Source organism: Stenotrophomonas sp. YJH_SMC_57 (assembly GCF_059369755.1).
The window spans coordinates 438,202-450,793 of record NZ_JCAFSZ010000002.1 but is presented as its reverse complement, the minus strand read 5'-3'; the positions used below and the strand labels follow the sequence as shown (position 1 = coordinate 450,793).

Sequence of the window (12,592 nt, the reverse complement as noted above, 5' to 3'; positions counted from 1 at the left end):
GTTGGCCTGGGCCAGCATGGCCGTACCGGCCTGCTGCAGGATCTGGGTGCGGGTCAGCTCGGCGGTTTCCTTGGCGAAGTCGGTGTCCTTGATGCGGCTGCGCGACGCCGACAGGTTTTCCGACGAGGTCTGCAGGTTGGCTACGACCGAGGTGAAGCGGTTCTGGATCGCACCGAGGTCGGCGCGGGTGCTGTTGATCGCACCCAGGGCCTTGTCGACGATTTCCATCGCCTGCTGGGCGCCCTTCACGGTGCTGACGTCCAGGTTGCTGGCGTACTTCGAGGCCGGTGCCGCGCCGGCGGCGGTGGCGTTGAAGGTGGCCTGCGTGTTGCCTGCCCAGGTACCCGGAGTGGCAGTGATCGCCTTGAACGAGCCATCGGCGTTGACGCTGTCCTTGACCGAGGTCAGGGTGACACCGGCGGTGCCGTTCACTTCGGCGTAGACGCCGGTTTCGCCGATCTTGGCGTTGATCGCAGTCACCAGTGCTTCACGCGAGGCCTTGCCGGTGGCAGCGGCGTCGGCGCCCTGCTTGACCGAGACATCGGCGATGGCCACACCGTTGATGGACAGACCGGTGGTGGTGAAGTCCGCATTCGCGGTCGGATCGGCCAGGGCCAGCGCGTTGGTATCGAACTTGGCGCCGCCCAGGGCATTGGCCTTCGCATCGATGGTCTTGTCGATGGCGATGGCCTGGCCGGCGTTGGCGCCAACCTGGAACAGCTGGCTGGAGAACGAACCGTCCAGCAGCTTGGTGCCGTTGAAGTCCGACTGCTTGGCGACGCGGTCGATTTCCGAGACCAGCTGGGTCACTTCGGCCTGCAGCGCCTTGCGGTCGCTGGCCGAGTTGGTGGCGTTGGACGCCTGCACCGACAGCTCGCGGACGCGCTGCAGGTTGTTGCCGATTTCGGTCAGCGAACCTTCGGCGACCTGGGCCAGCGAGATACCGTCGTTGGCATTGCGGATGGCGACGTCGGTGCCGCGGATCTGAGTGCCGAAGCGCTCGGAGATCGCCAGACCGGCGGCGTCGTCCTTGGCGCTGTTGATGCGCGAACCGGAGGACAGGCGCTGGATGGTGGTGGCCAGCGAGCTGCCGCTGGTGCTCAGGTTACGCTGAGCATTCAACGACATCGTATTGGTGTTGATGACTTGTGCCATGAGGAGAGGTCCTTGAGCGGTTGCACGTGAGTTGGGTTAGACGCCCCCGACGTGCCCCGGGGGCGGCTCATGTCAGCGCTGCAACAGGCTGAGCACGTTCTGCGGTACCTGGTTGGCCTGGGCCAGCATGGCCGTACCGGCCTGCTGCAGGATCTGGGTGCGGGTCAGCTCGGCGGTTTCCTTGGCGAAGTCGGTATCGCGGATACGGCTGCGCGAGGCCGACAGGTTCTCCGAGGAGGTCTGCAGGTTGGCTACCACCGAGGTGAAGCGGTTCTGGATCGCGCCGAGGTCGGCGCGGACGCTGTTGACCGATTCCAAGGCCTTGTCGACGATCGACAGCGCCTTCTGCGCGCCTTCGGCCGTGGTGACGTTCAGGTCCTTGACGAAGCTGGCCGAGGTGCCGGTGAGCGTGCCGCCATTGGTGCTGGTCTCGGTCAGGCCGAGGCCGGCGATCGTCGCGGCGGTGGCGCCGGTCGGCGGGGTGGCGGCGCTGACGCCCAGGGTGAAGGTCTGGCCGTCCTTGACCGAAGCCAGGCTGATCACGCCGGCATTGACCGAGGCCATGACGCCGGTTTCGCCCAGCTTGTTGTTGATCGCGGCGGAGGTGGCCGAAGTGATCGACTCGCCCGCCTTCACGGTGAAGTCGTTGACGGTGATCGTGGTGGCGGTGCCGCCCGGCGGGGTGACCGAGATCTGCAGGCCGGAGTAGGTGGTGTCGGCGGTGGCCTTGTCGGTCGCCAGCGCGGTGCCGGTGTAGCCGTTGGCGAAGGAGGCGGCACCCAGCGAATCGGCCTTGGCGTTGACCACGCTGTTGATGGCGATGGCCTGGCCGGCGTTGGCACCGACCTGGAACAGCTGGCTGGTGAAAGAGCCGTCCAGCAGCTTGGTGCCGTTGAAATCGGCCTGCTTGGCGACGCGGTCCACTTCCGAGACCAGCTGGGTTACTTCGGCCTGCAGGGCCTTGCGGTCGCTGGCCGAGTTGGTGGCGTTGGAGGACTGCACCGCCAGTTCGCGGATGCGCTGCAGGTTGTTGCCGACTTCGCTCAGCGAACCCTCGGCGACCTGGGCCAGCGAGATACCGTCGTTGGCGTTGCGGATGGCCACGTCCAGACCACGGATCTGGGTGGTGAAGCGCTCGCTGATGGCCAGGCCGGCCGCGTCGTCCTTCGCGCTGTTGATGCGCAGGCCGGACGAGAGGCGCTGGATGGTGGTAGCGAGCGAGCTGCCGCTGGTGCTCAGGTTGCGCTGAGCGTTGAGCGACATCGTATTGGTGTTGATTACCTGTGCCATGGGGTCGTCTCCTCTTATATGGAACCCGTTGGTGAATGAAACGAAGCGCCGCCGGTTTTTTTGTGTGGCTGTGTGCTTCGCTGTTGCCAAATGAATAACGGCGCTTTGTCAACAACCTTTAGCCGTGAATTCCGCTGGAGCCGTGATTCGGTGCTGGAGGCTGTTTTTCCCGGGCTTTTCAGCCCTGGAAGGGCATGAAGGCGATCCCGGAAAGGGGCGGTCGGGGCAGGCCCGACCAGCGCTGATGAAGGTATCGGCGGGCCAGCGCCGGCCTTGATGGGTAATCACGGGCATTCCGCCGCAGCGGGCGTGGTGCCCGGCGCAGAAACGAAAAAGGCCGCGATGCAGGGCATCGCGGCCTTTCAGGGGTGACCCGAGGGAAGCGTCAGCGGATCTTGTTGAACAACGACATCGACTGCATCTGCGAGAAGATCGTCTGTGCCGCCTGCAGCGCGGTGCTCTGCAGCTGGTACTGGCTCAGCGCATCGGCATAGTCCAGGTCACGCATCTGCGACAGCGTGGTCTTCAGGGTCACGCCGTTGGCCTCGCGCATGTCCGCGGCGTTGTCCAATGCCTTCAGCTGTGCGCCGCCTGCGGCACGCGAATCGATCATGCGTTCGGAGGCGCGTGCCACGTCGCGCAGGGCACTCTGCAGTTCGTTCTGCTGCGCGGACATCTTCGCGGTGGTACCGGTGTCGGCATCCAGCGCGGCGATCAGCTTGTCCATGGTGTCGAAGATGTCGCGGCTGCTCGCAGGCGTGACGTTGAAGCTGTCACCCGCAGCGGGCGCACCGGTGATCTGCAACCGCACCCCGTTCACTTCCACGTTGTCACCGGCCTTGTAGGTGCCGGTACCGGTGACATTGCCCGCGCCATCCAGCACCTGGTACTGGTCGGCAGCGGTGAAGCGGATGCTGAAGGACTGTCCGTTCCAGCTGTCACTGCCGTCGCGGGTGATGTTGGTCAGCACGCCGTTGCCGGTGTTGCCAGCCGCCGCGCCGCCATCGACAAAGCCATCGCCGGTGGGGATGCGCATGAAGATCTCGCTGCCGGGCAGCGCATCGCGCACGTAGGTATCCGGGCCGACCTCGATCTGGCGCTGGGTCTGGTCGCCGCGGTAGACCACCTTGCCGTTGATCTTGGCAAACGGCGGGTCACCGTCGTTGGTGCCGCCGAACACGTAGCGGCCGGTACCATCGTCGGCGTTGGCCAGTGACAGCAGGCCATCGCGGATCTGGTTCAGCTCGGTGATCAGGGTCTTCTTGTCCGGTGCACTCAGCGCCGGGTTGCTGGCCTGGATGGTCAGATCATTGACGCGCGCCATCAGGTCGTTGACCTGGGCCAGGGTGTTTTCCTGCACGCCCAGCCGGTTCTGCACGTTGCCGGCATTGAGCTTCATGCGGTCAAGCGCGGCCAGGCTGCGGTCAAGACCGACTGCGGCACCGGCGGCAACCGGATCGTCCTTGGCGCTGACGATCTTGCTGCCGGTGGCGATCTGCTGCTCCAGGTGGCTGAGCTTGGCCTGCTTGGCCATCATCAGCGACACGGACTGGTTGAACATCATGCTGGTGGAGATGCGGCTGCTCATCGGCGGACGGCTCCCAGGATGGTCTGGAACATGCTGTCGGCGGTGGAAATCAGCTGCGAGGCGGCCTGATAGGCCTGCTGCAGGCGCAGCATGTCGGCCGCTTCCTCGTCCAGGTTGACGCCGGACACTTCATCGCGCGCTTCCTGCGCCTTGTCGTTGATCACCAGCTGCGCTTCCAGCGAGTACTCGGCCGAGCGGGCCGCGGCACCGACCTGGGTGGTCAGGCCGCCCAGCGCACCGTTGAGGGTGACCGTGCCGCTGTTGAACGCCTTCGCGCTCTCCACCTTGGCCAGCCGGGAGGCATTGCTGTTGTCCGACGAGCCGGCCGGGGTCGGGGTGATGTTGAAGGTGTCGCCGACCTTCGGCGCACCGTCCAGCACGAAGCTCCAGCCATTGGCGCTGATGGTCTGGCCCGGGGTGTAGGTCTGCGGCGGGCCACCATCGATGGTGTAGGTGGTGGCCGAGGTGAACACGATCGCGGCCGGATTGCGCAGGTTGGCATTGGTCGAATCGCTGACGGTGACCCCGCTCAGCTTGCCGGTGCCGGTGTTGGACGTGGCGGCAGCACCCTTCACCGCCGCCGCGGCGGCGATGCGCGAGGGATCGGTGATCGCCACTTCCATGCTGCCGGCCACGCCTGCGGTGGGCTGCAGCAGGAATCGATCATTGGCAGCCGGGGTACCGCCGACCACCAGCTTGACGCCATTGATCACCAGCGGATCGGTGGCGGTGCCGGTACCGGTCAGCGGCACGTTGGCGCCGGTGTCGGCGCGGCTGGCCTTCCACTGGGTGCCATCGAACTGCAGCACCACGTTCTGCGCGTCCAGCTTGCCCAGGTCGCCATAGGTGGCGCTGAGGCTGGCCGTGCCGGTGTTGGCATTGTTGGCGGTGACGCGCGGATTGCCGATGTTGAAGAAATCACCGCCCAGCTGGCCATACATGTCCACACCCTGGTGATGGGTCTGGTTGAAGGTCTCGGCCAGGCCGACGGCCAGCTTGCCCAGTTCGGCCTGGGCCGGGGTCAGCACCGTGTCGCGGAATTCCAGCAGGCCGCCGATCTGGCCACCGACGGCCTTTGCGTCAAGCCGGATCGTGTTGCCCTGGGTCTCCAGCGCCAGCTGCAGGCGCTCGGGCTGGTAGGGGTCGGCCACGGTGGTGACCTTGGTCGCCGTGGTGCCCACCACCAATGCGTTGCCGCCGGCGGTGTAGACATTCATGATGCCGCCGTCCTGGATCACCGCCGTACCGCCGGTGTAGCCGATCAGCTGGGTGATCAGCTGGTCGCGGCGATCAAGCAGGTCCGGCGCGGCGTTGGCGATGTTGGTGCCGATGGCGCCGTTGATCTGCGCGATCTCCTGCGCCAGGCGGTTGACCTCGGTGGCACCGGCCAGCAGGCCGTTGTTGACCTCGCCATTGAGGTTGTTCAGGTGCGTGTTGAGCTGCACGAAGCGATTGGCCAGGGCCTTGCCGCCGTCGAGCATGTTCTGCCGGTCGGCGGTGCCGGAGGCATTGGAGGACAGGCCGCTGACCGAGTCGAAGAAGTTCGACCAGACGCCGGCGATGTTGGTCGCGCCTTCCGAGAACAGCGAGTTGACCCGGTCGGCCATGCCGGAAAGCTGCTTCAGGCGTGCCAGCTCGCCGCTGCTGTCGAGCAGGCGCGAGATCGCCAGCTGGTCGGCGGTGCGGCGGATGTCGGTGATGCGGGTGCCGTTGCCGACCGTGCCATAGCCGTAGTTCTGCGGATCAGCGGTGGCGAAGTTGACCTTCTGCCGGCTGTAACCCGGGGTATTGAGGTTGGCCACGTTGTGGCTGGTGGTCGCCAACGCACGCTGGAAGGCGAGCAGGGCACCGGTACCGGTGGAAAGTACGCTGGACATGGGGTTCCTCAACGACGAGTGATACCCAGCGCCGCGGTTGCGGTGCTGGCGAAGGTCTGGCCAAGGCGCGTGCCGGCGTCGGCTACGGCGCTGACGGCGCGCTCGATGGTCGGCCCCCCGGCGATCGCGGCGATCTTGGCGGCGTAGCGTGGGTCGGTGGCATAACCGGCACGCTGCAGGCCGCGCGCGAAGCCCTGCACGTCGGTGCCGGCCTGCAGGGCCTGCTGGTAGCGCGGGCTGGTCTTCAACAGGCGCACGTAGTCGGCGAAGCTTTCGGCCGGCGAACTGTAGGCGCGGAAGCTGGCGGTCTCGTTGCGGCGCACGCCATCGACATACTCATGGGTGCCGGCCACGGCACGCTGGCCGCTCCAGCCATTGGCCTTGATGCCGAACAGGTTGTGCGAGGTGCTGCCGTCGGCATGCTTGATGTGGCGCTTGCCCCAGCCGGTTTCCAGCGCGGCCTGGGCGACCAGGGCGCGGGCATCCACGCCGAGCTCCTTGGCTGCGCTCTGCGCGTGCTGCCAGATGCTGGCAACGAAGCCCTCCGGGGTATGCTCGCCGAGCTGGGCCACGGCGGTGCGGGTGGCCAGGGCTTCGGCCGGGCTGATCGCGGTGCCGCGATTGCTGGCAGTCGCCGCCCACTGGTCGTTGCCGGCCGCCCAGTCATCGCCCTGCAGGCTGCCGATGTAGGGATCGTCGGTGCCGAGCGAGCGGTGCATGCTGCTGCTCTCGCGGCCGGCAATCAGGTCCAGTGCCTGCTCCATCGGTGCCACCGCGGCCTGTGCGCCCGACTGTGCGCCGGCCGCCATCTGCTGCAGCAGGCGCACGGTCTGGCTGCCGTCCTCCAATGGCAGCGACGGTGCCGGCCTGGCCGGTGCGTTCAGCTGGTAGGCGCGGCTGGCCTTGGCCGGGTCCACGCGGGTATCCAGCGCCGGGCCGTCGGCGGCCTGGCCGGACAGCTGGCGGCTGATCATGCCCGACAGGCCCAGGCCCTTGCCGCGTGTCATCGCCTCGGCAATCTTCTGGTCGTACATGTCGCGGAACATCTTGTTCTCGCCGGGGAACAGCGAATCGCCGAAGCTGGCGTCACGCATGCTCTTGACCAGCATCTGCGCGAACTGGCCTTCCAGCTGGCGCGCGACCTTGTCGATCTTGGCCGGATCGTTCTGTTGCGCCGGGTGCAGATCGAATGCGGGATTGATGCGCATGTCAGATCACCTCGAGCTCGGCACTCAGTGCGCCGGCCTGCTTCAGGGCTTCCAGGATCGCGATGAGATCGCCCGGCGCCGCGCCCACGGCGTTCACCGCGTGCACGATTTCGTCCAGGGTGGTGCCGCCGCTGAACTTGAACATGCGGCTGCCGTCGTTGGTGGCGGTGATGGTCGACTGTGGGCTGGCCACGGTGCGGCCGCCGGACAGGGCGTTGGGCTGGCTGACGTTGGTGTTTTCCTGGATCGTCACGGTCAGCGAACCATGCGAGATCGCGGCCGGGCCGACCCGTACCTGCTGGCCGATGACGACGGTGCCGGTGCGCGAATTGACCACCACCTTGGCCGGCCCGCTGCCCGGGGTCAGCTCCAGGTTCTCGATGCGTGCCAGCAGGCCGATGCGCGCGCCGGGATCGGTGGGTGCGGTGACCGCCACGGTCACACCATCGACGGCACGCGCCGCGCCCTCGCCGAAGGCGTTGTTGAGTGCAGCGACCATGCGCGAGACGGTGGTGAAATCGTTGTTGTGCAGGTTCAGGGTGATGTCGCCGCCATTGGCGAGCGGATCGGGCAGGGCACGTTCAACGGTGGCGCCGTTGGGAATGCGGCCGACGCTGGGCACGTTCACCGAGACGCGGGAACCGTCCTTGCCCTGCGCACCGAAGCCGCCGACGATCAGGTTGCCCTGGGCGATCGCGTAGATCTGGCCATCGGCACCGCGCAGCGGAGCCATCAGCAGCGAGCCGCCACGCAGCGACACCGCATTGCCGATCGAGGACACGGTGATGTCGATCGGCTGGCCCGGCTTGGCGAACGGCGGCAGTTCGGCATGGATCGCCACCGCCGCCACGTTCTTCAGCTGCGGGTTGACGTTCGGCGGCACGTTGACGCCGAGCTCGCCGAGCAGGTTCTTCAGGCTCTGCACGGTGAACGGTGCCTGGCTGGTGCGGTCACCGCTGCCATCCAGGCCCACCACCAGTCCATAACCCACCAGCGCATTGCCGCGCACGCCGCCGACCTGGGCCAGGTCCTTGATGCGCTCGGCGCTGGCCGGCGCAGCCATTGCCAGCAGAAGGAAGAATGATCCGTAGAGCGACGCGATGCGTCGCTGCCACGTGGAAGAGAAGAGAGCTTTCATGGCCATACTCAGAACGGCGTCAGGCCGGAGTTGAAGAAGCGGCTCAACCAGCCCATCGCGTTGGACTGCGCGACCGGGCCGCGTCCGCCGTAGACGATGCGGGCTTCGGCCACGCGGCTGGACGGAATGGTGTTGTCCTGGCTGATGTCACCGGGGCGCACGATGCCCTGCACCTGCACCAGTTCGTCGCCCTGGTTCAGCCGCAGGTTCTTCTGCCCCTGCACGACCAGGTTGCCGTTGGGCAGGCGCTGCACCACGGTGACCGTGACGCTGCCCTGCAGCCGGTTGCTCTGCGCGCTGTTGCCCTTGCCGGTGAAATCACGCTTGCCGGTGGCCGACGCGCTGAGGATGTCCTTGCCGCCCAGCGTGACCGGCGCACCGAGGATCGAGGGCGTCCCCAGGTTGAGGTTCGACTCCTTGTTGGTGGCGGTGTTGGCACTGGTCTGCGCGGTGGTGTTTTCCAGCAGGGTGATGGTCAGCAGGTCGCCGACATCGCGTGCGCGACGGTCCGAATACAGCTGCAGGGTCGGGCCGGCAGCGTAGATCGCACCGGCGGTCGGCGCGGCCTGCGGCGGCATGATCGGCTGGATCGGCGCCATCGCCGCGTAGGGGCGCACGTCGCCGGCGATCACGCAGCCACCGAGCAGGGCGGCCACGGCGCAGGCGAGGGCAGTGCGGGCGAAGGTGGAAATGGGCGACATGGCGGTTTCCCGGTTGGGCCGGTCAGAGCTTGTTGTTGAGATAGCCGAGCATCGAATCGGTGGTGGAGATCGCCTTGGCGTTCATTTCGTAGGCGCGCTGGGTTTCGATCATCGACACCAGCTCTTCCACCACGTTGACGTTGCTGCCTTCCAGCGCGCCCTGCACCACGGTGCCGAGGCCGTTGAGGCCAGGGTTGCCGTTCTGTGCCGGGCCGGAGGCGGTGGTCTCCAGGAACAGGTTCTCGCCGCGGGCCTGCAGGCCGGCCGGATTGACGAAGTCGGTCAGGGTCAACGCGCCCACTTCCACCGAGGCGGCGCCGTCGGCCATCTTCACGCTGATGGTGCCGTCGGTACCGATGGTCACCGACTGCGCGCCTTCGGGAATCTGGATGCCCGGCTGCACCGGATAGCCGCTGTTGGTGACCAGCTCGCTGTCCTGGTTGATCTTGAACGAGCCATCACGGGTGTAGGCCGAGCTGCCGTCGGGCATCTGCACCTCGAAGAAACCGCGGCCGTTGACCATCACGTCCAGGGCGCGGCCGGTCTGCTGCTGGCCACCCTGTTCGAAGTTCTTGGCGGTGGCCACCACGCGCACACCGGTACCCAGCTGCAGGCCGGTCGGCAGCTGCGTCTGCGCCGACGAGGAACCGCCGGGCTGGCGCACCTGCTGGTACAGCAGGTCTTCGAAACTGGCACGGTCCTGCTTGAAGCCGGTGGTGTTGGTGTTGGCGAGGTTGTTGGAAACCACCGACATGCGCATCTGCTGCGCATCCAGTCCGGTTTTCGCGATCCACAATGCCTGGTTCATCTTCGGTGTCCTGTCTGGTGGAGCCGGCCGCGCGATGCGGCCCTTGGTAGCGGTTCTGCAAGCGGTGTGCCAGCGCCGCGCTCGGGCGGCGCCGGAATTCCGTCAGCTGCCCAGGCGCAGCAGGCTGTTGGCGCTGCGCGCGTTGTCGTCGCCGTGCTTGATCACCTGCACCTGCATTTCGTACTGGCGCTGCAGCTGGATCATCTGCACCAGTGCGCCGGCGGCATCGACGTTGCTGCCTTCCAGCTGGCCGCTGTGCACGGCGGTGCCCTGTGCGGGTGCGAACGGCTGTTGTGGGTCGGTGTTGCGGAACAGGCCATCGAGGCCGCGCTCGAGGCGCTCGTCCGGGGCCTGCACGACCTTGATCCGGCCGACCTGGGCCATGGTCTGCGGGCCTTCGCCCTGCGGGATGATCGAGATCGTGCCGTCGGCGCCGATCTCCATCGCCTGGTAGGGCGGAATGGCGATCGGATTGTTGTTGTCATCCAGCACCGGGCGGCCGCTGGAGGTCACCAGCTGGCCGTTCGGGGTGACCGACAGTGCAGCGCCGCGCGTATAGGCTTCGCTGCCATCGCTGGACTGCACGGCCAGCCAGGTGCCGGTCTGCAGTGCAAGGTCCAGCGGCTTGCCGGTGATGTGCTGCGCGCCGGGCCGGCGGTTGAAGCCGGCGTCGACGTGCAGCGCATCCACCCGCGAGGCAAAGCCCGGGCCGCGGATCGGGAAGGCTTCGGTGTTGGCCAGCGCTTCCTTGAAGCCGGGGGTGTCCGAGTTGGCGAGGTTGTGGCTGAGCGTACCCTGCGCCTGCAGGGAGGCGCGGGCACCGGTCATCGCCACGTAAAGGGCTTTATCCATGCGGGGAGTTCCGTAGCAGGGTCAGCAGCTCATCAACGGATGTTGATGACGGTCTGGGTGATCTGGTCCTGGGTGGTGATCATCTGCGCGTTGGCCTGGAAGTTGCGCTGCGCGGTGATCATGTTGACCAGCTGCTCGGTGAGGTCGACGGTGGACGCTTCCAGCGAACCGGCCTGGATCTTGCCGAGGTTGGAGGTGTCCGGCATGCCGGTACGCGGCGTGCCCGAGCTGAAGGTATCCACCCACAGGTTGTTGCCCTTCGACTCCAGCCCTTGCGGGTTGTTGAAGGTGGTCAGCGCGACCTGGCCCAGCGGCTTGTCGGCACCGTTGGAGTAACGTGCGTAGACCACGCCGGTCTCCGACACGGTGATCTCGTTGAGCTTGCCGGCGGCATAGCCGTCCTGCTGGGTGTTGCGCAGGGCGAACTTCTCGCCGTACTGGGTCGAGCCGGTGATATCCAGCGTCATGTTCAACTGGCCGGCGCCGGTGTTGGGGGTGAAGGTGCCGAGGCTGACCTTGCCGTCCGTCGGTGCGGTGAGCTTGCCGCTGTTGTCGAAGGTGACCGGGGTCGGCGTGCCGGCCGGCTGGCCGTCCACGTAATTGCGAACGGTCCACTCATTGGGGTTGGCCCCCTTGACGAAGTACGAGACCTGGATATGGCTCACGCCCAGCGAGTCGTACACGGTGATGCCGCCGCTGGAGTGGTTGTAGGTGTTGGAGTCGGTCGGGTCGAAGGTGGCGACGGTCGGCGGCTTGGCGTTGGCCGGCAGGGTGAAGCCGACCTTCACTTCACTGGTCTGCTTCGGTGCGCTGTCGGTGGTCAGCAGCTGCAGGTCGACGATGCGGCCGGAATCGAAGTTGGTGCCGTCGGCATTCGGTGCGAACACCTGCAGGCGTGCGCCCTGCGGATTGACCACGAAGCCGGAGGCATCGGTCTGGAAATTGCCGGCGCGCGAATACACGCGGGTGCCGTTCATGTTCATGGTGAAGAAGCCCTCACCGGAGATGGCCATGTCCAGGCTGCGGCCGGTCTGTTCGTTGTGGCCCTGCTTGAACTGCTGGGCAACGTTGGAGACGCGCACGCCCGAACCCACGGCGTTCTTCGACAGGCCGTAGCCGGTGGCCGAGAACAGGTCGGCGAACTCGGCGCGCGACTCCTTGAAGCCGGTGGTGTTGACGTTGGCGACGTTGTTGGCGGTGACGCTCAGGTCGGAGTTGGCGGCATTGATGCCGGACAGCGAGACATTGAAGCCCATGGGATGCTCCTGGTAAGTGCGGGATGTGCGGCTCAGCTGACGCGGAGCACGTAGTCGATCGGGGCCGTGCCCAGGCCCTTGAGATTCAGGTACAGGCCGTCGGAACCGACGGTCACGCTTTCCACCGGGGCCTGCACGTAGGTGGACAGCTTGGTGCTCTTGCCGGCGGTGTCGACGTGGTTGGCCACCACGCTGTACTTGCCGGGTTCCATGCGCTTGCCGTTGGCGTCCTTGCCGTCCCACTGGAAGGCGGTTTCGCCGGCAGCCTTGGCCTCCACGCTCAGCGAGGTGACCTTGGTGCCGTTGGCATCGGTGATGTCCACGGTGATGATGCCGGCCGAGGGTGCGGCGACCGTGCCTTCAACACTGCCTTCCTTCTCCAGCACCAGCTTTTCCGACGGCACCAGCACCTGGTGGCCGACCAGCGCCGCACCACGCAGCACCTGGTCGCTGGCCATCGATTCCTGGAAGCCCTTCACCGTCTTGTTCAGATCGGTGATGCCCTGCACGGTCGACATCTGCGCCATCTGCGCGACCATCTGCGTGTTGTCCATCGGCTTCAGCGGATCCTGGTGCTGCAGCTGTTCGGTCATCAGCCGCAGGAAATCGGCCTGGTCCAGCGTGTTCTTCTTTTTCGTGGCGTTGCTGTTCGGAGCGTTCAGGCCGAGCGCGGCGTAGACGTCCTGGTTGGTCTGGTTGTTGACGGTGGTGGTCATGGC

11 protein-coding genes are annotated in these 12,592 nt (G+C 66.4%); all 11 read right to left on the bottom strand.

All coding sequences use genetic code 11. The annotated features are described in order from the left end of the window. Positions 1 to 1,155: flagellin (locus AC5P7U_RS04050; protein WP_495220805.1), on the bottom strand; the 1,155-nt coding region annotated here is incomplete at its 3' end. A gap of 72 nt (positions 1,156 to 1,227) precedes the next feature. Then, positions 1,228 to 2,445 (bottom strand): flagellin, encoded by a 1,218-nt coding sequence (locus tag AC5P7U_RS04045; protein ID WP_053449679.1) that lies wholly within the window; start codon positions 2,443 to 2,445, stop codon positions 1,228 to 1,230. A gap of 385 nt (positions 2,446 to 2,830) precedes the next feature. Beyond that, a complete protein-coding gene (gene flgL, locus AC5P7U_RS04040) occupies positions 2,831 to 4,033 on the bottom strand; it encodes a flagellar hook-associated protein FlgL (protein ID WP_197564917.1) in 1,203 nt (400 codons plus the stop codon). Beyond that, positions 4,030 to 5,910 carry a flagellar hook-associated protein FlgK gene (gene flgK, locus AC5P7U_RS04035; protein ID WP_006443844.1) on the bottom strand — a complete coding sequence of 627 codons (1,881 nt, stop codon included), beginning with the start codon at positions 5,908 to 5,910 and terminating at the stop codon, positions 4,030 to 4,032. The genes flgL and flgK overlap by 4 nt, the downstream gene beginning before the upstream one ends. 8 nt (positions 5,911 to 5,918) lie before the next feature. Continuing rightward, complete coding sequence (gene flgJ, locus AC5P7U_RS04030) at positions 5,919 to 7,118, bottom strand: flagellar assembly peptidoglycan hydrolase FlgJ (RefSeq protein WP_006443846.1); 1,200 nt, start codon at positions 7,116 to 7,118, stop codon at positions 5,919 to 5,921. Between the two features lies 1 nt (position 7,119). Further along, a complete protein-coding gene (locus tag AC5P7U_RS04025; protein ID WP_495220804.1) occupies positions 7,120 to 8,262 on the bottom strand; it encodes a flagellar basal body P-ring protein FlgI in 1,143 nt (380 codons plus the stop codon). 2 nt (positions 8,263 to 8,264) lie between these two features. Beyond that, complete coding sequence (flgH, locus tag AC5P7U_RS04020) at positions 8,265 to 8,957, bottom strand: flagellar basal body L-ring protein FlgH (protein ID WP_008266280.1); 693 nt, start codon at positions 8,955 to 8,957, stop codon at positions 8,265 to 8,267. Between the two features lie 22 nt (positions 8,958 to 8,979). Next, complete coding sequence (gene flgG / locus AC5P7U_RS04015) at positions 8,980 to 9,765, bottom strand: flagellar basal-body rod protein FlgG (protein WP_005409571.1); 786 nt, start codon at positions 9,763 to 9,765, stop codon at positions 8,980 to 8,982. 102 nt (positions 9,766 to 9,867) lie between these two features. Then, entirely contained in the window at positions 9,868 to 10,617 is a 750-nt protein-coding gene (locus tag AC5P7U_RS04010; protein ID WP_006443951.1) for a flagellar basal body rod protein FlgF, read from the bottom strand. 32 nt (positions 10,618 to 10,649) lie between these two features. Then, positions 10,650 to 11,873: a flagellar hook protein FlgE gene (gene flgE, locus AC5P7U_RS04005; protein WP_006443953.1), complete on the bottom strand. Its 1,224-nt coding sequence runs from the start codon at positions 11,871 to 11,873 to the stop codon at positions 10,650 to 10,652. 32 nt (positions 11,874 to 11,905) lie between these two features. Then, positions 11,906 to 12,589, bottom strand: a complete 684-nt coding sequence (locus AC5P7U_RS04000) for a flagellar hook assembly protein FlgD (RefSeq protein ID WP_006443955.1) — start codon at positions 12,587 to 12,589, stop codon at positions 11,906 to 11,908. Positions 12,590 to 12,592: the final 3 nt, after the last annotated feature.